Annotated in this window: 15 protein-coding genes and 1 riboswitch; of the genes, 8 read left to right on the forward strand and 7 right to left on the reverse strand. The window is 63.4% G+C overall.

Features of this window, described 5'->3' with window-relative positions; translation table 11 throughout:
* The first annotated feature begins 117 nt into the window (after positions 1 to 117).
* Together BBX50_RS06900 and BBX50_RS06905 are read left to right on the forward strand one after the other, a co-directional pair.
* A complete protein-coding gene (locus BBX50_RS06900) occupies positions 118 to 1,245 on the forward strand; it encodes a pyridoxal phosphate-dependent aminotransferase (RefSeq protein WP_065774575.1) in 1,128 nt (375 codons plus the stop codon).
* Positions 1,246 to 1,475: 230 nt separating this feature from the next.
* Positions 1,476 to 3,443: an acyltransferase family protein gene (locus BBX50_RS06905; protein WP_065774576.1), complete on the forward strand. Its 1,968-nt coding sequence runs from the start codon at positions 1,476 to 1,478 to the stop codon at positions 3,441 to 3,443.
* A gap of 106 nt (positions 3,444 to 3,549) precedes the next feature.
* On the opposite strand, the gene bmt is transcribed toward BBX50_RS06905, so the two are convergent.
* Positions 3,550 to 4,563: a betaine--homocysteine S-methyltransferase gene (gene bmt / locus BBX50_RS06910; protein ID WP_065774577.1), complete on the reverse strand. Its 1,014-nt coding sequence runs from the start codon at positions 4,561 to 4,563 to the stop codon at positions 3,550 to 3,552.
* A gap of 47 nt (positions 4,564 to 4,610) precedes the next feature.
* Complete coding sequence (locus BBX50_RS06915; protein WP_161490853.1) at positions 4,611 to 5,942, reverse strand: O-antigen ligase; 1,332 nt, start codon at positions 5,940 to 5,942, stop codon at positions 4,611 to 4,613.
* Between the two features lie 387 nt (positions 5,943 to 6,329).
* Here BBX50_RS06915 and BBX50_RS06920 point away from each other — a divergent pair, with 387 nt between their 5' ends.
* A complete protein-coding gene (locus BBX50_RS06920) occupies positions 6,330 to 7,196 on the forward strand; it encodes a D-alanyl-D-alanine carboxypeptidase family protein (RefSeq protein WP_065774579.1) in 867 nt (288 codons plus the stop codon).
* Positions 7,197 to 7,504: 308 nt separating this feature from the next.
* Here the strand turns inward: BBX50_RS06920 and BBX50_RS06925 are convergent, their stop codons facing one another.
* From BBX50_RS06925 to BBX50_RS30425, 4 genes are all read right to left on the reverse strand, one after another.
* Positions 7,505 to 8,551: a glycine betaine/L-proline ABC transporter ATP-binding protein gene (locus BBX50_RS06925; protein WP_065774580.1), complete on the reverse strand. Its 1,047-nt coding sequence runs from the start codon at positions 8,549 to 8,551 to the stop codon at positions 7,505 to 7,507.
* Positions 8,544 to 9,455: a proline/glycine betaine ABC transporter permease gene (locus BBX50_RS06930; protein WP_065774581.1), complete on the reverse strand. Its 912-nt coding sequence runs from the start codon at positions 9,453 to 9,455 to the stop codon at positions 8,544 to 8,546. The genes BBX50_RS06925 and BBX50_RS06930 overlap by 8 nt, the downstream gene beginning before the upstream one ends.
* 295 nt (positions 9,456 to 9,750) lie before the next feature.
* Positions 9,751 to 10,749 carry an ABC transporter substrate-binding protein gene (locus BBX50_RS06935; RefSeq protein ID WP_065774582.1) on the reverse strand — a complete coding sequence of 333 codons (999 nt, stop codon included), beginning with the start codon at positions 10,747 to 10,749 and terminating at the stop codon, positions 9,751 to 9,753.
* A gap of 773 nt (positions 10,750 to 11,522) precedes the next feature.
* Complete coding sequence (locus BBX50_RS30425) at positions 11,523 to 11,666, reverse strand: hypothetical protein (RefSeq protein WP_139108537.1); 144 nt, start codon at positions 11,664 to 11,666, stop codon at positions 11,523 to 11,525.
* A gap of 250 nt (positions 11,667 to 11,916) precedes the next feature.
* On the opposite strand from BBX50_RS30425, the gene BBX50_RS06940 reads away from it, so the two are divergent.
* Together BBX50_RS06940 and BBX50_RS06945 are read left to right on the forward strand one after the other, a co-directional pair.
* Positions 11,917 to 13,374, forward strand: coding sequence for a cobyric acid synthase (locus tag BBX50_RS06940; RefSeq protein ID WP_065774649.1), 1,458 nt, complete (start codon positions 11,917 to 11,919; stop codon positions 13,372 to 13,374).
* Between the two features lie 166 nt (positions 13,375 to 13,540).
* On the forward strand, positions 13,541 to 14,164 hold the full coding sequence (locus tag BBX50_RS06945; protein ID WP_065774583.1) for a class I SAM-dependent methyltransferase: 624 nt from the start codon (positions 13,541 to 13,543) through the stop codon (positions 14,162 to 14,164).
* Between the two features lie 16 nt (positions 14,165 to 14,180).
* Here the strand turns inward: BBX50_RS06945 and BBX50_RS06950 are convergent, their stop codons facing one another.
* Entirely contained in the window at positions 14,181 to 16,409 is a 2,229-nt protein-coding gene (locus BBX50_RS06950) for an adenylate/guanylate cyclase domain-containing protein (protein ID WP_065774584.1), read from the reverse strand.
* A gap of 192 nt (positions 16,410 to 16,601) precedes the next feature.
* A riboswitch (cobalamin riboswitch) is annotated at positions 16,602 to 17,003 on the forward strand.
* Between the two features lie 132 nt (positions 17,004 to 17,135).
* Here BBX50_RS06950 and cobU point away from each other — a divergent pair.
* From cobU to cobN, 3 genes are all read left to right on the forward strand, one after another.
* The gene (gene cobU, locus BBX50_RS06955; protein WP_065774585.1) at positions 17,136 to 17,660 is read left to right on the forward strand and encodes a bifunctional adenosylcobinamide kinase/adenosylcobinamide-phosphate guanylyltransferase; all 525 of its coding nucleotides are present in this window, start codon (positions 17,136 to 17,138) and stop codon (positions 17,658 to 17,660) included.
* Between the two features lie 3 nt (positions 17,661 to 17,663).
* Positions 17,664 to 18,728: a cobalamin biosynthesis protein CobW gene (gene cobW, locus BBX50_RS06960; protein WP_065774586.1), complete on the forward strand. Its 1,065-nt coding sequence runs from the start codon at positions 17,664 to 17,666 to the stop codon at positions 18,726 to 18,728.
* Between the two features lie 96 nt (positions 18,729 to 18,824).
* Positions 18,825 to 22,892, forward strand: a complete 4,068-nt coding sequence (gene cobN, locus BBX50_RS06965; RefSeq protein WP_065774587.1) for a cobaltochelatase subunit CobN — start codon at positions 18,825 to 18,827, stop codon at positions 22,890 to 22,892.

Consider the following 22,892-nt stretch of genomic DNA (forward strand, 5'->3'; position numbering starts at 1 on the left):
CCGCTTTTAGGTAACACCACTCCGGATGAAGTGACGCTTCACGTTTTTCCCGGAACGATCTGTTTTCGCAACTATTTTCGCGCGCGATGATCGCGCCGCGACAGGAGGATATCCGTCATGACGACCTTGCCCGATTTTCGGCTCGAAACCCATTTCTCCCGCTGGGAGTTCAATGCCCGCCACCACATGACCGCGAGCGACAGCCAGACGATCAGCATGAGCGAACTCCTGGCGCTTGCCGACGATGAGGATAGTGCCGCCTGGGAGAGCGTGACGCTCGGTTACACCGAGACTTACGGCGCGCCGGCGCTGAGGGCCGCGATCGCTGCGACCTATGAGGGCCTTTCGGCTGCCGATATCCTCTGCTTTGCCGGCGCCGAGGAGGGCCTCTACTGCGCCATGCTGGCGCTGCTCGGACCGGAAGATCATGCCATCGTGACGGTGCCGAACTACCAGTCGATGGAAACCCTGCCGGTGACGATCGCCGGTGCTGTTACCGGCGTGCCGCTTCGGCCGGAGAACAATTGGCGGCTCGATATCGCCGATGTCAGGGCGGCGCTGAAGCCCAACACCAGGCTCATCTGCGTCAACTTCCCCAACAACCCGACCGGCGCGATTGCGGACCAGCAGACCTTTGCGGCGCTTGCAGCCCTTTGCGCCGAGCGCGGCATCGACCTCTTCAGCGACGAGGTCTACCGCGGGCTCGAGCGGGACCCGGCGCTGCGCCTGCCGCAGGCGGCCGAACTCTTCGATCGCGGCATTTCGCTGAACGTCATGTCGAAGGCCTATGGCCTGCCGGGGCTCCGGATCGGCTGGATTGCCTGTCGCGACCACGCGCTGCTCGAGCGCATGGAAAAGATGAAGCACTACCTGTCGATCTGTAATTCGCGGCCGTCGGAAGTGCTGGCGACGATTGCTCTCAAGGCCCGCGCTGTTATCCTGGAGCGCAACCGGGCACTGGTCTCAGCCAATCTCGAAAAGCTCGGTGCCTTCTTTGCCGAGTACCCCGATCTCTATGAATGGCGGGCGCCGGATGGCGGCTGCGTCGGTTTTGCCCGCTATCTTGGCGCCGACGGGGTCGAGACCCATTGCCGGCGGCTGGTGGAGGAGGCGGGCGTTCTGCTTCTGCCTTCGAGCCTGTTCGTTTCCGATCTGCTGCCGGTCGCCACCGATCGCTTCCGCGTCGGCTTTGGCCGCAAGGACATCGAGATCGGGCTCGATGCCTGGCGCCAACATCTCGGTTGAACCCCGGATTTCCGGCTGACGTTACGGCAGCGCGACCGATCGCCGTGCCGTATCGGCCGATGGCGATGGATCCCGACTGTGCTGAGCGAGGTGTCCGGGGCGTGGTTCTGCCCCTTTATGGCCGGTTTTGCGCCCAGAAACCGCGCAAATGTGGATATAGCCTATGGGGCTTGGCCGGAATGGTAAGGCCGTGTTAACGAACGGGCCCGGCTTTCGAGTGTTTCCCCCTGATGCATTACAGACCTGAAATCGATGGATTGCGCGCGCTTGCCGTGGTGCCCGTGCTTCTGTTCCACGCCGGTTTCGGCTTCGTCGCCGGCGGTTTTGCCGGCGTCGATGTCTTCTTCGTCATCAGCGGCTTCCTGATCACCTCGATCATCCACCGCGAAATTCGTGACGGCAGCTTCAGCATCGTCGGCTTTTATGAGCGGCGAGCGCGCCGGCTCGCGCCGGCGCTTTTGGTGGTCTGCGCCGTCTGCGTTCCTTTTGCGCTGCTGTGGATGCTGCCGCCGGAACTCAACGATTTCGGCAAGAGCCTCTATGCCGTCAACCTCTTTGCCTCAAACTTCCTGTTCTGGGACCAGACCGGATATTTCGCCCCGAGTACGGCGCTGATCCCGCTGTTGCACACCTGGTCGCTGGCGGTGGAGGAGCAGTTCTATCTCGTCTTTCCGCTGCTCCTGCTTTTCCTGCGTCGATACTCCTCGGCCACGCTGATGAAGGTCGTGGTCGGGCTCGTGCTCCTCAGTTTCGCCGCGACCCAGCTGCTGGCGGGCCTTGATCCCGCCGCGAATTTCTACCTGCTGCCGAGCCGGTTCTGGGAGCTTGGCGTCGGCGCGCTTCTGGCGCTTGCCGGGGCCGAGAAGCTCGATCTGGCGAAAGGCTATCGCGAGCTTCTCGCGCTGCTGGGGCTCGTGGCGATCGGCGCGAGCTATGTGTTCGTCCGGGAAACGGCCTCCTATCCCGGCTGGACGACAGTGCCGGTGGTGCTTGGCACGGCGCTTGTTCTGGCATTTGCCCGTGGCGACACTGCTGTCGGCCGGCTGCTGTCTCTAAGGCCCTTGGTGGCGATCGGCCTCATCAGCTACAGCCTCTATCTCTGGCACCAGCCGGTCTTTGCCTTCGCCCGGCTCAGGGCAATCGATGAAATGCCTCAGGAGATTTACGCGCTCCTGATCGCCCTGTGCTTCGCGCTTGCCTATCTCAGCTGGCGCTATGTGGAGCAGCCGTTCCGCAAGCGCGAACGTTTCGGCCGGCGCGCGATCTTCGGTGCAACGCTTGCCGCCGGATCGGTGGCGATTGCGCTCGGCTTCGGGTTCGACGGGTCGGATGGACTGGTTGCGCGAAACCGCGCGCTTGCGCAGCTTACCGAGCCGAGCGTCGGCCTTGGCAAGACATGCGATGCGGTTGCTGATCTCAGCTGTGCCACAAGCCCGACACCGGAAGTCGCCGTCTGGGGCGATTCCTTCGCCCGACACCTCGTTGATGGTGTCATCGCGTCCAAGCCCGATGTGCGCCTTGTGCAGCTTGCCAAGAACAATTGCGGGCCGTTCATGGACCTCGCCCCCGTCGTTCCCCGGCTGGGCCGCGACTGGCCGCAGGACTGTGCCCGCTACAACAGCGACGTCCGCCGGTTTCTGCTCGCCAACCGCTCGATCCGCTATGTCATCCTGTCGTCGCAGCTCAGCCAGTACCTCGAAGAGGAGACCGTGCTCGTCGGCGGCGGAGAGGAGGTGCAGTCCGGGACGAAGCTTCTGAGCGACGGATTGCGGGCAACGTTCACCTGGCTGAAGGCAAACGGTTTTGAGCCCGTCTTCGTGGCGCCAACGCCACATGATGGCCGTGACACGGGATTGTGCGTGGCGAGAGCCCGTCTCCTCGGCGAGCCGGACGAGCGCTGCGAACTGCCGCTGCAGAATGTCCGCGTGCATGATCGCGATGTGCTGAAGGTGGTCGATGACATTGCCGACGAATACCCGGTCGTCCGCTTCATGGATTATCTCTGCGACACGGACAGCTGCAAGGTTGAGGACCGGGGCGTCGCCCTCTTCGAGGACTTCGGGCACTTCTCGGCGCAAGGCTCGCGCCAGATGGGGCGCAGCTTCGATTTCTACCGTTCTTTTATCGGCGCAGCCAAAGGCGAGCCTGTCTTACAAGGCGCAACGGAGCCATCGGGCCTCGACAGTGCCGGCCTTTGACGCATCCGTGCGTCCCGCCGGACCTGAAAATTGACGGGCAAAACAAACGCCCCGGATCTTTCGATGCCGGGGCGTTTTCGTTCTGGCTTGTGTGCTTGCCTCGCGATCAGGCGCGGCGGCGGCGCTCGCGGCTCGGGGCCGCTGCACCTTCGTTGGCTGTCTTGTTGCGCAAGGGGCCGATCTTTTCAATGATCAGTTCAAGCGTCGGGCGATCGCGGCGCACATGCTCGTCCAGTGCCACCCGCATGGCAGCGAGGTGGTCGCAGGTGGTGCCGCAGCAGCCGCCGATGATCCTGGCGCCGGCATCGGCCGCAAGGCGCACATATTCCGCCATCAGCGGCGGCGTGCCGGAATAGTGGATCTCCGAGCCGCGGAATTCCGGAATGCCGCAATTGCCCTTGACGATCACGGTTGCCTCAGGGGCAGCCGCAGTCATGTCGAGCAGCGAGGAAAGGATGTCCGAGGCGCCGACGCCGCAATTGGCGCCGACGGCGACCGGGCCGTCGCCGAGATCGCTGGCAACGCCGTGGATGTCCTTCGGATGCAGGCCCATCATCGTCTTGCCGGCGGTATCGAAGGAGCCGGTATAGACGTAGGGGAGGCCCACCTTGGCGGCCGCTTCGGCGGCTGCGCGGATTTCGTCCGGCGACGACATGGTCTCGATCCAGGCGACTTCGGCGCCGCCGGCCTTCAGGCCCTCGATCTGCTCGATGAAGGCTGAAACCGCATCCTCATAGGATAGCGCTCCGAGCGGGATCAAAAGCTCGCCGGTCGGGCCGACGGAGCCGGCGGTGATGACCTTGCGCGGCGCGCTGTCGGCAACGGCACGGGCGATCTCGGCTGCGCGCTTGTTCAGCGCATGCACGCGGTCATCCGCCTGGTGCAGTTTCAGGCGATGGCGGGTGCCGCCGAACGAGTTGGTCAGGATGATGTCGGCGCCGGCATCGACGAAATCCTGGTGCAGCTTGGTGATGTTCTCAGGCTTGCTCTCGTTCCAGAGCTCGGGCGCTTCGCCGGCCTCAAGGCCCATGGCAAAGAGCGAGGTGCCAGTGGCGCCATCGGCAAGAAGAACGCCTTTTTCGGTGATGAGGGCGGAGAGGGCATTGGTGGCTGCGGTCATCGGTTTTTCCCGGCTAGAAGAGATTGTAGTAAGATATAAAGATATCTTTATGTCTTGGCAAGCGCCGGGCGATGGGAAGATGTTTCAGGCTCGGCGCGCATGCTCATCCGCCTGGCAAGGCCAAGCCCGAAGACGGCAAGCGCCGTCAGCAGCCACATCGGGTCGGCGCGGTTGAGGAAGAAGCTTTCCAGCATGGCGTTATAGGTCATGAAGATCACCACCATGACGCAGAAGTCCGAAAAGATCCGGGCTTGCGGGCGGCGATAGGCGCTCACGTAGTCGAAGAGCGGTTTGACGAAGAGAAGAGCCGTCATCAGGATGCCGCCCGGCAGCCCGAACATCAGCACCGCGTCGAGGTAGCTATTGTGGCCGGTGACGATGCCGCGCACGTCCCAACTCGCCTCGAAATTTTCTTCCAGGCCCATGATGACGGGCGAAAGCCAGAAGCTGGCATAACCCTGGCCGAGCCAGGGCCTCTCGGCAATGCTGGCGCTGGCGAATTTCCAGATGTCGTCGCGGCCGGTAAAGGTCGGGTCGTCGATCAGCGCCTTGGTGATGGCATAAAGCGTGTCGGAATAGACGGTGCCAAGTGTCAGGCCGAAGATCAGCACGGACATGGCGACATGGGCGAGGATCACCACGCCGGGGCTGCGCACGGCGCGACCGGCAAAGACGAGCCCGATCGCGATCGGCAGGAAGCCGATGGTGGTTTTCGAGCCGGTGTGCAGCACAAAATTGGCGGCAAGCAGCGTGATCGCCCATCCCCGCAGCGGCGCGCCGGCGCGCAGGCAATAGATGCCGAACATGCACAGGATGGAGAAGACCGGGGCCGACACGTTCTTGTGCAGAAGATGACCGCGCCAGAAGCCCGCATGCCAGGGTTCGTCGCCGAAGGCGGAATGGATGGCGCGATCGGGCGCGAGGAATAGCGCGGCGTAGTCGATCAGGATCAAGAGCAGAATGGCATTGGCGCCGGCGTTGACGAAATCCTTCTCGCTGCGCGGCAGCACCAGCACACCGGCCACCATGATCATCGCAATCAGGCTCAGCGTCAGGCCGCGGGCGGACGCGGCCGGGTCATAGGATTGCAGGCACGAGAGGTAGGCGATCGCAAAGATCGCGATCCAGGAGGGCGAGACGAGGCGGGCGAGGATGCGGCGGTCGACGACGAGCAGCATCGCGAACAGATAGACCACGCCAAGCACCAGGTAGCCGACCTGGTTGATGATGTTGCCATCGTTGGCGGCGTTCGGATCGGTTTCGACCGCGCCTTGAAACGGGATCAGCGTGAAGACGATGAGGAACAGCCCGAGGCCGGACAAAAGCGCGGCAAGGCCATGGACAAGCTCCACCAATCCACTGTCGATGGCCGCTGGCACCGACTGGCGTTCTCTGGAAAGATTTGCCGTGGCTGAGTTCGAATGCATGGCGATGCCGAAACCAATGGGGGCGGGGACGCCGCCGGCGGCGCGTCGGGATGCAGCGCTCACCTTGCCGCAATCAGGTTAAGCCTCGGTGAAACCGGGAAATGGACGTTGGAGCCGGCCGGACGAAAACGGCCCGTGGCGCAGGAGGCGGCACACAGCAGATATTTGCGCGCCGATTGCCGCAGGTCCTTGCCGCGCTGGCCTCCTGCCCTTAAAAAGGCGGGGTGTCTCGGCCGTGGAAAACGCGGCCGTTGCCGTGTTCTGCGGCATGTCTTCCATAATTCGATCACGATTTTCGTCCCGAGGTCGTTCGATAGCGTCGAAACGAGAAAACACGATATGCAGTCCCTTATCCGTATGGTCGCGTCTGCCGCGGTCTCCGTGAGCCTGTTGCTTGGCAGCGCATCCTTTGCCGGCGCCGGACAGGCGCATTTTGTCGTCAATGCCGAAACCGGTTCGGTTCTTGAATCCGACAATGCCGACGAGCTGAACTTTCCGGCCTCGCTGACGAAGATGATGACGATCTATCTCGCCTTTGAAGCGCTGCGGAACGGCACCCTGCAATGGGACCAGAAGCTGACGGTATCGGAACACGCCAACGGCCTCGAGCCGTTCAAGCTTGCCGTCGGCGCCGGACGCCAGATCACCGTGCGCGAAGCCGTCATGGGCATGGTCGTGCTTTCCGCCAACGACGCGGCCGTCGTCATCGGCGAAACGCTCGCCGGCAACGAGCCCGCCTTCGGCGAAATGATGACGCGGAAGGCCAAGACGCTCGGCATGAGCCGCACGGTGTTCAAAAACGCCAATGGTCTGCCGGACCCGGCCCAGGTGACAACCGCACGCGACATGGCGACACTTGGCCTCGCGCTGATGCGCGACTTTCCGCAGGAGTTCCAGCTTTTCGCCAACAAGACGATCGAGTTTCGCGGCATGAAGCTGCGCGGCCACAACAACGTCATGAAGCGTTATGAAGGCGTCGACGGCATCAAGACCGGCTACACCGACGCATCCGGCTACAATCTCGTCACGTCGGCCAAACGTGGCGGCACCCGGCTCGTCGCCGTCGTCATGGGCGGCAAGACCGCGCAGGCGCGCGATGACGAGATGATCGGCCTGCTCGACAAGTTCCTGCCGCCGAAGGAAGACGCGAGTGCGGCAAGCGTTGCCGAACCGGCGGCTGCGACAGCGACGACGACCACGAACTGACGCGCGATTTCTCCCGGTTCGTCGTTCATATTGCCGCAGATTGGCGTGAGAGTTTGCCCCTCTCCTCGGGTTTAACCCGAGGACTAACCCTCTCCCCGCAGGCGGGGAGAGGGGACGAGTTCAACTGCGGCCGCAAGTCCTCAGGCAGGCGTTCCGACGACTTTTCCGACATCAAGACGCTATCGCTGAGCAAGTTGAAACGCGGCGTTGCCGCATGTCCCTTTTCCCCGTCAAAACGGGGAGAAGGTGCCGGCAGGCGGATGAGGGGCGCCTCGCCAGGTGACGTGGCTGCCCCAATCGTGATCGAATCACGCCGCCACGCGATCCTCGTGGCTCACCGGTGTCACCATGGCGGCGATGATGGCGGAGAGGTCGAGCGCGCCGATCGGCCGGCCGTTGACATCGACCACATGGGCGGTCGCGACACGGGCGGCGGTCATGGTGCGGGCGGCCGATTCAAGCACCGTGCCGGTGACGAGCGGCACGCCTTCCGCGTTGCCTGAGAGCGGCCGCATGATCGTCTCGACATTGATGACGCGACCGCGGTTCACTTCCTTGACGAAGGCGGTGATGTAGTCGTCGGCGGGCGAAAGCACGATCTCCTGGCCGGTGCCCTGCTGCACCACGCGCCCGTCGCGCAGGATGGCGATCTTGTCGCCGAGGCGCAGCGCCTCGTCGAGGTCGTGGGTGATGAACACGACCGTCTTCTTCAGTTCCTTCTGCAGGTCGAGCAGCACGGTCTGCATGTCGACGCGGATCAGCGGGTCGAGCGCGGAATAGGCTTCGTCCATCAACAGAATGTCGGCGTCGTTGGTGAGCGCGCGGGCGAGGCCCACGCGCTGCTGCATGCCGCCCGAAAGCTGGTTCGGGTAATGGTTCTCAAAGCCCTTGAGCCCGACGCGCTCGATCCAGCCGCGGGCGCGCTTTTCGCTTTCCTTGCGCTCGACGCCCTGGATTTCGAGGCCGTAGACGGTGTTGTCGAGCACGGTGCGGTGTGGCAGCAGCGCGAACTTCTGGAACACCATCGCCGTCTTGTGGCGGCGGAATTCCCGGAGATCCGCGTCGCTCATCTTGCAGACGTCGACGCCGTCGTAGAGCACTTCGCCCGAGGTCGGGTCGATCAGCCGGTTGATGTGGCGGATGAGGGTGGACTTGCCGGAGCCCGAGAGCCCCATGACCACCATCACGCCGCCGGCGGGCATGGAGATGTTGATGTCCTGCAGGCCGAGCACGTGGCCGTGCTGCTCGTTGAGCTCGGCCTTGCCCATGCCTTTCTTGACGGCGTCGACGAAGTCGGCGCCGCGGGGCCCGAAGATCTTGTAGAGGTTCTTCACCTCGATCGCGTGACTAGCCATGGATAACCTCCGAGTGCTTCTGCAGCCGCTTGCCGAAGGCCTGGCTGGTTCGGTCGAAAATGATGGCGATACCGACAAGGGCAAAGCCGTTGAGGAAGCCGACGGTGAAGAACTGGTTGGCGATTGCCTGCAGCACATTCTTTCCGAGACCTCCGACGCCGATCATCGATGCGACGACGACCATTGCCAGCGACATCATGATCGTCTGGTTGATGCCGGCCATGATGGTGGGCAGAGCCAGTGGCATCTGAACGTTCTTCAGCTTCTGCCAGGTCGAGGAACCGAAGGCGTCGGCCGCTTCAAGCACTTCCTTGTCGACGAGGCGGATGCCGAGATTGGTGAGCCGGATCATCGGCGGCACGGCGTAGATGACGACGGCGATGAGGCCTGGGACCTTGCCGATGCCGAAGATCATGACGACCGGGATCAGATAGACGAAGCTCGGCATCGTCTGCATGACGTCGAGGATCGGGTTGATGAAGGCTTGCACACGGTCCGACCGGGCCATCACGATGCCGATCGGTATGCCGACCAGGATCGAGATGAGTGTGCAGACGGTGACCATGGCGAGCGTCACCATCGTGTCGTTCCACAGGCCGACGAGCCCGATGGCGATCATCGACAGCGCCGTGCCGATGGTGATGCCGATGTTGCGGCTGCCGAAATAGACAACCGCGACCATGGCGGCCAGGATCACGATCCAGGGCGAGCCGACGAACAGGCTTTCGAGATAATTGAGGAACCATTGAAGCGGCTGGACCACTGTGTCGATCGCATTGCCGTAGGATCGCACGAAGCCCTTGAAGCTATCGTCGACGGCCTTGCGCGCCAGGCGGATCGTGCTTTCGTCAATGGCAGGGAACTTGCAGAGCAACGCTGGCAAGACACTGCAGATAGAGGCCATTTGTTTCCCCTTCTTGGCCGGAAGTTTTTTTGAAAGCCGGCTGCGTCTCGGCATCGATCGGATCGACGACGGCGCACATTTGGGTGACCTCTCCGGGCCCCGGCACTTAAACTGTGTCAGCGAAATGTGGCGTCCGCTTATCTGTTAGCGACGCGAAGGGCCACGGTTCGCCGCCTCTGGGACGATGGCGTTCAAAAACGGACCCGCAAGAACGCCGTATCGCTCCTTAGTTCCGGTAGCGAAACCGGAACGGGCAGGCGGCCGATTCCACGACGCGCCTGCCTTCACCTGGCGGTCAGAGCGCCGCCTTGACCTTTTCGGCCACTTCCGGGCTCACCCACTGCGTCCACATGTCCGGGAACTCGGCGAGGAAGTGCTTGGCGCCATCCTCGTTGGTGCCCTGGTTCTGGTCCATCCAGGCCAGCACCTTGTTGACCGTGCCGTTGTCCCACTTGCGGGCCTTGACGTAATCCATCGCGACGCCGGCCTTCTCGGAGAAGGATTTGGTCACGACCGTGAAGACGTCGGAAACCGGGTAGGAGTTGACCTTCGGGGTCGGGCAATCCGGCACCGCGGTGCAGGCGTCCCAATCGGCCTTGTCATGGTCGACGCCGAAGGAGAGGCGGGTCATCTCGTACTTGCCGAGGATGGCCGTCGGCGCCCAGTAGTAGCCGAGCCAGCCGGTCTTCTTTTCAAACGCGTTGGCGATCGAGCCGTCGAGGCCGGCGGCCGAGCCGGTATCAACCAGCAGGAAGCCGTCCTTCTCTGCGTTCAGGGCGCGATAGAGATTGGCGGTCGAAACCTGGCAGTTCCAGCCCGAGGGGCAATTGTGGACCGCAGCCTTGCTGGCGTCTTCCGGTGCCGGGAAGAGCTCGGGGTGCTTCAGCGCGTCCTGTACGGTCTTGATGTCGGGATGCGCGTCGGCAAGGAATTTCGGGATCCACCATCCCTCGACGCCGCCTTCGCTCAGGATCTTGGCAGCTTCGATGAGGCGGCCTTCCTTGATCGCGGCATCAAGCGGCGTGCGCACGGCGTTGACCCAGAGTTCCGGCGCCATGTCGGGCTGGGCCTTTTCGTTCATCGAGGCGAAGGTCGGCATCGTGTCGCCGGTGACCAGCGTCACGGTGCAGCCGTAGCCGTTTTCCAGAATGAACTTGTCCACCTGGGCGGCGACGCCGGCAGAAGCCCAGTTCATTTCGGCAATGCTGACTTCACCACATTCCGCAGCCTGCGCGGAGCCCGCCAGAGCATAGAGGCCCGCGGCGAGAAAGGTGGAAGCGAGGAGTTTCTTCATGTTGCAAGACCTCCCAGTCTTTTTTGCAGCCAAAGTTCCAATGGGGGTCGGTGGGGTGCTACGCATCCCCCGTCACCCGGAGTAAACGTGCAGCGTGAGGTTCGGCATCAGACAAGCCAAGGGTCACCCCTACTGCGGGCGGTACGGGAGTTCGTTTTCAAGCTCTGGTCGCGGAACCCTGTCGCCGACCAGTCTCCTCTTATCCGCTCGTCAAGCCTAAGTATTCTCGTTGAGAAATCAACCTCTTCAATCGGATGAGCCGGCGGTGGGCGGGGATAGTGCGTTCTGTCTGCGACATCGCCGGCTCGGCATTTCGCGCGTGAATGGCGTCTAATTTAAGCAATAGCGACAATTCCTGCCGCAAAAACTGGCGCGAGAGGCAGTCTCGCTGCGAGCCCTGTCGAGATCGTGACGTTTCCTGTCGTGATTGCGTCACCGGATTTGTCGCGCATGTCGCGAAAAAAATTCAAAAAAAGCCGGAATTCATCTTTGATTAAGTCCTCACTAACCATCCGGTAACGATGTGAAGCTAATTGTTCTTCTCGCGGCGGGGGAACTGCCGCGGGTCCGGATCAGGTAGAGCGTCCCGGGCTCGAGCGAACCTTCGGTGCGTTACTCCGAAGTGACCAGGCGTTTTTTGGCGGCCGCATCCCTCTGTCGAGGTTGATGCGGCCTTCGCATTTTCAGGCTCATCGGCACGCACAAAAAAACCGCCCCGTAAGGGGCGGCGGGAGGAGAGCTTCGAGGGGCGAAGAACACCCCCGATCGCGAGCTTAACCGACGTTCGACGTGCGGATGAAGCCGAGCGGGCCGAAGGGTGCGTCGGCGACGAGGTTGCGCACGCGCGACTGGCTGGACGGAACCTTGGAGTTCCAGGCGATCTGAACGAAGTTGGGCTTGCTGAAGATATACAGCATGGACGTGAACCTTGAGAGGCCGGAGCCCTATGCTCCGGGGCGTGTTGCTATGTCGCTGATATAGGTGTGCACTGCGAAAAACTGAATACCAAACTCGCCATGCGATGTCGCAATTCGGCTAGCCGCCGCGACATTTTCGACAAGCCTTGCAAAGGCGCGAAACATTGCGTGAGCGGCCTTGTTCGATTGCGGCGAAATCGTGTCGAAACAGACCTTTGCCGCTGAGCCTTTCAGTGTTACCGATGCCTCCATGACACGCAGGATCATGTTGCAGGGAACCGGCTCGGATGTCGGAAAATCGGTATTGGTGGCGGGGCTCTGCCGGCTTGCTGCCAATCAGGGCTTAAAGGTCCGGCCGTTCAAGCCGCAGAACATGTCGAACAACGCCGCCGTTTCGGACGACGGCGGCGAGATCGGCCGGGCGCAATGGCTGCAGGCGCTCGCCGCCCGCGTGCCTTCCTCCGTACACATGAACCCGGTGCTCCTGAAGCCCCAGTCGGATGTCGGCAGCCAGATCGTCGTCCAGGGCAAAGTGGCAGGCCAGGCCAGGGGCCGGGAATACCAGGCGCTGAAGCCAAAGCTTCTTGGCGCCGTGATGGAAAGCTTCGAACAGATATCGGCGGGTGCCGACCTCGTGGTGGTCGAGGGCGCCGGTTCGCCGGCCGAAATTAACCTTCGCGCCGGCGACATCGCCAATATGGGCTTTGCGACGCGCGCCGATGTGCCGGTCGTGCTTGTCGGCGACATCGACCGCGGCGGTGTCATCGCCTCGCTCGTCGGCACGCACGCGATCCTTTCGGACGAAGACCGGCGCATGGTCACCGGCTATCTCATCAACAAGTTTCGCGGCGATGTCACGCTCTTTGATGACGGCATCGCTGCCGTGAACCGCTTCACCGGCTGGCCGTGCTTCGGCGTCGTGCCGTGGCTGAAGGCAGCGGCGCGGCTTCCGGCAGAGGACTCGGTCGTGCTGGAGAAGCTGACGCGCGGCGAGGGGCGGGCGCTGAAGGTTGCGGTGCCGGTGCTGTCGCGCATCGCCAATTTCGACGACCTCGACCCGCTCTCGGCCGAGCCGGAAATCGATCTCGTCTTCGTGCGGCCGGGCAGCCCGATCCCTTCTGACGCCGGCCTCGTCGTCATTCCCGGATCGAAGTCGACCATCGGCGATCTCATCGATTTTAAGGCGCAGGGCTGGGACCGCGATCTCGAGCGCCATGTGCGTCGCGGCGGCCGGGTCATCGGTATTTGTGGCGGCTACCAGATGCTCGGCCGGAAAGTCATCGATCCGCTCGGCATCGAGGGCGGCGAGCGTGCGGTCGAGGGCCTCGGGCTGCTCGACGTCGAGACGGAGATGGCGCCGGAAAAGACCGTGCGCAACAGTCGCGCCTGGTCGCTGGAACACGATGTGGCACTTGAGGGCTATGAGATCCATCTCGGTCGCACCGAGGGCGCCGATTGCGGCCGGCCCTCCGTGCGCATCGACAACCGTGCGGATGGCGCGCTGTCAGCCGATGGCCGGGTGATGGGTACCTATCTGCATGGCCTGTTTGCAAGCGACGCCTATCGCGCAGCGCTGCTGAAGAGTTTCGGCATTGAAGGCGGCGGGAGCAACTATCGCCAGTCGGTCGATGCGGCGCTTGACGACGTCGCCGGCGAACTGGAAGCCGTACTCGATCGGCGCTGGCTGGATGGACTGCTCGGACGGTAATTGCTGATTGCTGACCCGCCGCGATGACCGGGTAGACCAGGCGTTCTGACCGGGCCGAGCGCGCAGCTTACGGAAAAGCCCACAGGCTTTGTCGTTCCGCTGTAGAATTCATCAAGGACACGGCGGCGAGCCCGGTGGCCGCGAGCGCGAACGAACAGGTGTTTCGATGCATGACGAAGACAGACGGGTCCATTGGGACAATGCCTACCAGTCCAAGGGCGAGGCGGGCGTCAGCTGGTACGAGGACACGCCCGCGGTTTCGCTCGACCTTATCCGGAAACATGCGACGATCGCCACGTCGTCGCTCATCGATATCGGCGGCGGCGCCTCGCGCCTGGTCGACGCGTTGCTCGACGAGGGCATGAAGGCGGTCGCGGTGCTCGATCTTTCGCCGGCGGCGCTGGAGGCTGCACGGGCGAGGCTTGGTGGGCGCGCCGGTCAGGTGGACTGGATCGCGGCCGACGTGACCGGGTGGACGCCGGAACGGACCTATGACATCTGGCACGACCGCGCCGCCTTTCACTTCCTCACCGATCCGGTCGACCGGGCTGCCTATGTCAAGCGGCTGACCGCCGCCGTTGCGCCGGGCGGGCACGCCATCATCGCCACCTTCGCACCCGATGGCCCGGAACGCTGCAGCGGCCTGCCAGTGGTGCGCTACGATCCGGCTGCTCTGGCCGAGACGATCGGGCTATCGTTCCGGCTTGTCGAACATGTCATGCACCAGCACACGACGCCGTGGAACTCGACGCAGTCCTTTCAATTCAGCGTGCTGGAGCGGGTGAGGTAGCCTGTAGCGCAAAGCTTCAGCGGACCTGCGAAAATGTGAAGGCCCTGTCGCCGTGGTACCAGATGTACTCGTTCTCCCTGGCCCTTGTTCCTCCGGGGTTGCGCAGCACCATGCCGCAGAGGTTCGTTGTTTTCAGCCACAGGAAGCAAACTTCGTCCTTCTCAAACCTGACCTCGACGCCGCTCATGCGACCAGCGCCCATGGAGGCCCAGTCTCCGGTCAAGCTCGCTATGCCCTCCGTTGATATGACTGCCTCGTGCTCCTCGCCTGTGTCCAGCATGCGTCCACGCAACTGATGCCCAAAGAACAGCGAACGGACGTCATCGGCCGACAGCCTGTTGCTGGCGGCGAAGTCGGCGTTCATCAAGGTTTCGGGAACGCCTGCCAGGCGCAGGCCCTGATAGAACCGCTCGCTGGCAAGCGGCTGGGCCAGATCCAGCGGCGGGTGCGCTGAAATGCAGACAGCAGTGCCGCCGCGGCTGATGCGAAGCGCGTTGTAGCGGTTGACCGCCGCCTCCGCCTCGGCGCGATGGCCGAGATGTCCGGCGGCGGAGGCGAGAAGAAGGAAAGGTCCATCATCCTTCGAATTGAGTTCGATGCTCCGTCTCGCTGCCGCCGCTGCCGCCTCGAAATCCTCCAGGCTGAACTGCGTCAGCCCCAGGACGTACAGGAAGAAGGACGGAGAGTGCGGATCGAGGCGGATGGCCGTGCGGATATAGGGCAGGGCCTCGGCCGGGCGGCCGGCGGAGGTCAGCACGAACGCCGTCAGCGCGTAGCTCCAGGAGTCGCCGGGTTCCAGTGCAATCGCTTGCCTGAGTTCGGCGAGCGCATCGGCATGCTGCCAGTCCGCTCCCGACAGCAGCGCGGCCGCCTGATAGGCGAGTGCCGTTCTATGCTTTTGCGCGGTCCGCAGATACTGCCTCGCCTTCGCTCTTGCTTCGAAGCGCGGGATGCCCAGTTGATAGTGCCAGCGCCACAGGTATATGCGCGCGTAGACCATGGCCGCCGCCGCATAGGCGCGTCCATAGGCAGGATCGAGCGCAATTGCCTGCTCGAAATAGGGCACTGCCTTTGCAAAGTCCTCGGGGGTCGTGCGCCGGTGGTGTTCCCAGCCGCGCAGGAACGCATCGAAGGCCGCCGGCACTGCCGTTTCCTTGCGCCCGAAGGCCATTTGCTGGTCAGGGTCCAGCCGAAGCGCCAGCGCTTCGGCAATCCCGCGCATGACCTCGTCCTGCAGCGCGAAGACATCGGAGAGTGAACCGTCGAACTTTCCGGCCCAGACGTTGCCTCCACTGAGTGAATCGATGAGCTGGGCGTTGATGCGAAGCTGTTCTCCGGCGCGCTGTACGCTGCCTTCAAGCACATATCTGACGCCGAGTTCTTCCGAAACCTGCCTCGGCGTCACCGATTTGCCTTTGTAGGTGAAGGTCGAATTGCGCGCGATGACGAACAGACCGGACACCTGGGCAAGTTCGGTGACAAGGCCGTCGGTCATGCCGTCGGCGAAAAAATCCTGCTTGGGATCGTCGCTCACATTGGCAAACGGAAGCACGGCGATCGACGGCTTGTCTGCCACGCTCAGGTCCAATGCCTGCTCCAGGCGGCTCTCCGCCGCCGGCTCCCATGGGCGCCACCAAGCCACGCCGGCTGCGGCCGCAAACACCACCGCAGCCGTTGCGAAGGCCGCCCAGCGTCTTGCATGGCGTGTCCTGACCTTTGCCTTGGCGGCGTGGGCTTCGTCCAGCCAGAGGCGATAGGTTCGCACCGGCTTTTCGATGTGTTTCAGGTGCTGTTCGCCGAGAAAGACGAAACCGACATCGAGGTGCTTCTCGACCTGGTCGTAGGCGGTGCCGGAAATGACGATCCCGCCCGGTTCGGCAAGGCTCTGCAGACGCTCGGCGATGATGACGCCATCGCCCTGGATGTCGTCGCCTTCGACAATCACGTCGCCAAGATTGATGCCGATACGGAATTCCAGCCGGCCCGCGTCGACGCCACGGCTTTTGGATTTGACGCGCTGCACTTCCACGGCGCAGCGAACCGCCTCGACGACACTGTGGAATTCCACCAGTAGGCCGTCGCCCATGGTCTTGATCAGTCGACCGCGATGGGCGGCGATCCTTTGTTCAAACAGGTCGTGCAGGTCGGTCTGAAAACGGGCGCAGGTACCCTCTTCGTCGGCTTGGGTGAGTAATCCATAGCCGCAAACGTCGGCAATCATCACGGCGGCGAGCCTGCGTTCCATTTGCCTACCGGATAAACGATACCCCTTGGGGCGCTAGTCTATCGCAACATCTGGTATTGCTAAAATATGTTCGTTCGCGGCGCCGCATTCGTTCGTGCGCCGCGCTGCGTTCGCCCGGCAAAATTGTCGCGCGGCGCAACTCGGCGGCCTGGGTGTCGCAAGCGTCGATTGACTTTGCGGCGCCCGCTTCCTAATCATCTGGTGTTGGATGGTTCCCCCTTGTCGTGGCGATCAGGGGGAATAATTGGGAATGTGACGGATGGACCCAAATCGGGCATCCTTATCGCAGCCGACCCCGCGACTGTAGAACGGTCAGGGTTCGCCATCGGGTTCAATAACGGGCTGTCGGCCGATTGCATGGGCAATCGGGGCGGTTCGGGATTAAGCCGGAAAAGCCACTGGCGTGGCATCGTGATCAGCCGGGTTGGACGCCTCTTCTTCTACGAATCGTCCGCCTTTCACGAGACTGGAAAGCGCCGGGAAGGTGAGGCGGGCCGTTCGGGTCCTGACATCGAAACCTCGCCTTCACGGGCGAGGCGATGTGGGTCCGTGACGCCGTGAGCCAGGAGACCTGCCACCCGACATGGGCATTCCGCCCGAGGAGACGTGTCGTCTCCAACGCCATCACGGAGGTTGTTTTGGCTCTCAGATACTTTCCAGAACGCGCCGCCGGCGCGTCGAACGGCTGTTGCCATCTGCCGCTGACTTTGGCGGATTGAGGCAACGATGAGCAATCCCAGCGCCGGACCCGTTCTGGTCCTCGGCGGCGCCCGTTCCGGCAAGTCCAGCTTTTCCGAGACGCTTGTCGAAGCGTCCGGGCTCACCATGCATTATGTCGCCACGGGACGCGCCTGGGACGACGAAATGCGTGCGCGCATCGACCATCACAAGACGCGCCGCGGCCAAGGCTGGACGACACATGAGGAGCCGGTTGATCTCGTCGGCATCCTCAGGCGCATCGATGACCCCCACCATGTCGTGCTGATCGACTGCCTGACGCTGTGGGTCACCAATCTCATGCTCGAGGCGCGCGACATCGAGGGGGAGTTCGCAGCCCTTGCCGCATACTTGCCTGAGGCCCAGGCGCGCCTCGTCTTTGTTTCCAACGAGGTCGGCCTCGGCATCGTGCCCGAGAACCGCATGGCCCGCGAGTTCCGCGACCATGCCGGCCGGCTTCACCAGATCGTTGCGGAGAAATCCGCTGAAGTTTACTTTATCGCGGCCGGTTTGCCGCTGAAAATGAAGGGTTGATCCATGACCACTGCGAAGGCCAGCCACGGCAAGATCCCGGCGACCGTCATCACCGGCTTCCTTGGCGCCGGCAAGACGACAATGATCCGCAACCTGCTGCAGAACGCCGACGGCAAGCGCATTGCGTTGATCATCAACGAGTTCGGCGATCTAGGCGTCGATGGCGACGTCTTGAAGGGCTGCGGCGCCGAGGCCTGCACCGAGGACGATATCATCGAGCTCACCAATGGCTGCATCTGCTGCACCGTTGCCGACGATTTCATCCCGACCATGACCAAGCTGCTCGAGCGCGAGAAGCGTCCTGATCACATCATCATCGAGACCTCGGGCCTCGCTCTGCCGCAGCCGCTGGTCGCCGCCTTCAACTGGCCGGACATCCGCAGCGAAGTCACCGTCGATGGCGTCGTCACCGTTGTCGACAGTGCGGCCGTTGCCGCCGGCCGTTTTGCCGACGACCACGACAAGGTCGATGCGCTGCGCGTCGAGGACGACAATCTCGACCACGAGAGCCCGATCGAGGAACTGTTCGAGGATCAGCTTACTGCCGCCGACCTCATCGTTCTCAACAAGGCCGACCTGATCGACGCTTCCGGCCTGAAGGCCGTGCGCGACGAAGTCGCCTCGCGCATCAGCCGTAAGCCGACCATGATCGAGGCGAAGAACGGCGAAGTCGCCGCCGCGATCCTGCTTGGCCTCGGCGTCGGCACGGAAGGCGAGATCGCCAACCGCAAGTCGCACCACGAGATGGAGCATGAGGCAGGCGAGGAGCACGACCACGACGAGTTCGACAGCTTCGTCGTCGAGCTCGGCGCGATCGCCGATCCGGCCGCCTTCATCGATCGCCTGAAGGGCGTGATATCAGAGCACGACGTGCTGCGCCTCAAGGGTTTTGCCGATGTGCCCGGCAAGCCGATGCGTCTGTTGATCCAGGCCGTCGGCGCCCGTATCGACCAGTATTATGACCGCGCCTGGGGTGCCGGCGAAAAGCGCGGCACGCGCCTCGTCGTCATCGGCCTGCATGATATGGACGAACAGGCGGTCCGCGCTGCGATTGCGGCGCTCGTCTAGATCATTTCGTTGAATGAAATGATTTAACTCTTTGAAATAACGCAATTCCAGGAAGCCGTTTCACAGTTTCCTGGAATTGTTCGAACGGACAAGACAATGCATCTGCTTCTCGCTCAGAAAGGAACGATCGCTGACGGCAACGAAGCGATCGACCTGGGGCAAACGCCGGCCGACATCCTGTTCCTGTCGGCCGCCGACACCGAGCTTTCCTCGATTGCCGCGGCTCACGGCCGCCGCGACGGAGGCTTCAGCCTGCGCATTGCGAGCCTCATGAACCTGATGCATCCGATGTCGGTCGACACCTATGTCGAGCGTACGGCGCATCATGCCAAGCTGATCGTCGTTCGTCCGCTCGGAGGCGCCAGTTATTTCCGCTATCTGCTGGAAGCCTTGCATGCCGCCGCCGTCACCCACCGTTTCCAGATCGCGGTGCTGCCCGGCGACGACAAGCCGGACCCCGGCCTCGAACCGTTTTCGACCGTTGAAGCCGACGACCGCCAGCGGCTCTGGGCCTATTTTACTGAAGGCGGTGCCGACAATGCCGGCCTGTTCCTCGACTATGCCGCAGCGCTGGTCACAGGGGCCGAAAAGCCGCAGCCGGCCAAGCCTTTGCTCAAGGCCGGCATCTGGTGGCCGGGCAGGGGCGTGATCGGGGTTTCGGAGTGGATAGGCGTCGTTGGTGGAGGTTTACCCCCCTCTGTCCTGCCGGACATCTCCCCCACAAGGGGGGAGATCCCGGATGCGGGCGCTCGTTCTCCAGAGGGTGGAGAGCGTGAGACGAGTGCTGGACATAACGACCGTGCGAGTGCCGCCAAATCGAACGCCGAAGCTGCTGTCCTCGTGCCAACCGCCGACCTTGGTCTTGGAACGAGTGCCTACCCCCAGCCAATCTCCCCCCGTGTGGGGGAGATGTCCGGCAGGACAGAGGGGGGTAACGCTTCCACGAACCCCACCATCGCCATCTGCTTCTACCGTGCCCTCGTCCAGAGCGGCGAAACGCGGCCGGTGGAGGCCTTGATCGATGCGCTTGCGGCTGAAGGTGTCCGGGCGCTGCCGGTCTTCGTCTCCAGCCTCAAGGATGCCGTTTCCGTCGGCACGCTGCAGGCGATCTTTGCGGAGGCAGCACCCGACGTGGTGATGAACGCCACCGGCTTTGCCGTTTCCTCGCCCGGTGCCGACCGCCAGCCAACGGTGCTGGAATCGACCGGTGCGCCGGTGCTGCAGGTGATCTTCTCCGGCTCGTCGCGGGCGCAATGGGAGACATCACCGCAGGGGCTGATGGCCCGTGACCTTGCCATGAACGTGGCGCTGCCCGAAGTCGATGGACGCATTCTCGCGCGCGCCGTCTCCTTCAAGGCGGCGTCGATCTACGACGCGAAAGTCGAGGCCAACATCGTCGGCCATGAGCCGCTCGAAGACCGGGTGCGCTTTGCCGCCAGCCTCGGCGTCAACTGGGCGAAGCTGCGCCGGGCCAAACCCGCCGAGCGGCGGATCGCCATCGTCATGGCCAACTATCCGAACCGCGACGGACGGCTTGGCAACGGCGTCGGTCTCGATACACCCGCCGGTACCGTCGAGGTGCTCAGCGCCATGGCGCGGGAAGGCTATGCCGTCGGCGACATCCCCGAGGACGGTGACGCGCTGATCCGCTATCTCATGGCTGGTCCGACCAATGCGGCCAGCCATGACCGTGAAATCCGCGAGACAATTTCACTCAGCGATTACAAGGCCTTCTTCGATTCGCTTCCGAAACAGATTCAGGATGAGGTGAGCGACCGCTGGGGCGCGCCGGAAACCGATCCGTTCTTTCTCGATGGCGCATTTGCGCTGCCGCTTGCCCGCTTCGGTGAGGTTGTCGTCGGCATCCAGCCGGCGCGCGGCTACAACATCGATCCGAAGGAGAGCTACCACTCGCCGGATCTCGTGCCGCCGCACGGCTACCTCGCCTTCTATGCCTTCCTGCGCCATCAGTTCGGTGCGCAGGCGATCGTGCACATGGGCAAGCACGGCAATCTCGAATGGCTGCCGGGCAAGGCGCTGGCGCTGTCTGAAACCTGTTATCCCGAGGCGATCTTCGGGCCGCTGCCGCATATCTACCCCTTCATCGTCAACGATCCGGGCGAGGGTACGCAGGCCAAGCGCCGCACCAGTGCCGTCATCATCGACCACCTGACGCCGCCGCTCACGCGGGCCGAGTCCTACGGGCCGCTGAAGGATCTCGAAGCCCTCGTCGACGAATATTATGACGCCGCCGGCGGCGACCCGCGGCGACTGCGGCTGCTCAGCCGCCAGATCCTCGACCTCGTGCGCGACATCGGGCTCGATAGCGACGCGGGTATCGACAACGGCGACAGCGACGACAAGGCGCTGGAAAAGCTCGACGCCTATCTCTGCGACCTCAAGGAAATGCAAATCCGCGACGGCCTGCACATCTTCGGCGTGGCGCCCGAGGGGCGTTTGCTGACGGATCTGACCGTGGCGCTTGCCCGCGTTCCCCGCGGGCTTGGCGAGGGCGGCGACCAGAGCCTGCAGCGGGCAATTGCGGCGGATGCGGGGGTGTGTTCTGCTGCGGGTTTACCCCCCTCAGAGGTAGTCAGCCCCGCACGCGACGCCCGTCCCTTCGATCCGCTTGATTGCGTTATGTCGGCCCCCTGGACCGGGCCGAAACCGGTAATCCTCACCGAACTCTCCAATGCCCCCTGGCGCACCGCCGGCGACACCGTCGAGCGCATCGAACTGTTGGCCGCAAAACTCGTTGCGGGCGAACAGACCTGCCCAGACGGTTGGGCCAACACACGCGCCGTGCTTGACGAAATCGACACCCGCCTCAAACCCTCCATCTCCGGCTCCGGTGCCGCCGAAATGGCGGGCTTTCTCACCGGTCTCGACGGCCGCTTCGTCGCCCCCGGTCCATCGGGTGCGCCGACCCGCGGACGTCCGGATGTGCTGCCGACCGGTCGCAATTTCTATTCGGTCGACAGCCGCGCCGTGCCGACACCGGCAGCCTATGAGCTCGGCAAGAAATCGGCCGAACTTTTGATCCGCCGCTATCTGCAGGATCACGGCGAATGGCCATCCTCCTTTGGGCTGACGGCCTGGGGCACGGCGAACATGCGCACCGGCGGCGATGATATCGCCCAGGCCCTGGCGCTGATCGGTGCCAAGCCCACCTGGGACATGGTCTCGCGCCGGGTGATGGGCTACGAGATCGTGCCGCTCGCCGTTCTCGGGCGGCCGCGCGTCGACGTGACCTTGCGCATTTCCGGCTTCTTCCGCGATGCCTTCCCGGACCAGATTGCTCTGTTCGACAAGGCGATCCGTGCCGTCGGCGCGCTGGAGGAAGACGATGCCGACAATATGATCGCCGCGCGCATGCGGGCGGAAAGCCGACGACTGGAGGCGGAAGGCGTCGAGCCCGCTGAGGCCGCCCGCCGTGCGTCCTATCGCGTCTTCGGCGCCAAGCCCGGTGCCTATGGCGCCGGTCTGCAGGCGCTGATCGACGAGAAGGGCTGGGAGAGCCGCGCCGATCTCGCCGAGGCCTATCTCACCTGGGGTGCCTATGCCTATGGCGCCGGCGAAGAGGGCAAGGCCGAACGCGACCTTTTCGAGGAGCGTCTGCGCACCATCGAGGCGGTGGTGCAGAACCAGGACAACCGCGAGCACGACCTGCTCGACAGCGACGACTACTACCAGTTCGAAGGCGGCATGAGCGCTGCCGCCGAGCATCTTGGCGGCAGCAGGCCGGCGATCTACCACAACGATCATTCCCGCCCGGAAAAACCCGTCATCCGCTCGCTGGAGGAGGAGATCGGCCGGGTGGTTCGGGCGCGCGTCGTCAATCCCAAGTGGATCGATGGCGTCATGCGCCACGGCTACAAGGGCGCCTTCGAGATTGCCGCCACCGTCGACTACATGTTCGCTTTCGCGGCGACCACAGGGGCCGTGCGCGACCATCATTTCGAGGCCGCCTATCAGGCCTTCGTCGTCGACGAGCGCGTGGCGGAGTTTTTGCGCGACAAGAACCCGGCCGCCTTTGCCGAGCTTGCCGAGCGTTTCCTCGAAGCGATCGACCGCAATCTCTGGACCCCGCGCTCGAACTCGGCGCGGTTTGAGCTTGCCGGCATCGGCACCGCCGCCACCCGGCTTCGCGCCGGCAACGAATAG

The sequence above is a fragment of the Ensifer sp. LC11 genome (genome assembly GCF_001695835.1).
Lineage (GTDB): Bacteria > Pseudomonadota > Alphaproteobacteria > Rhizobiales > Rhizobiaceae > Ensifer.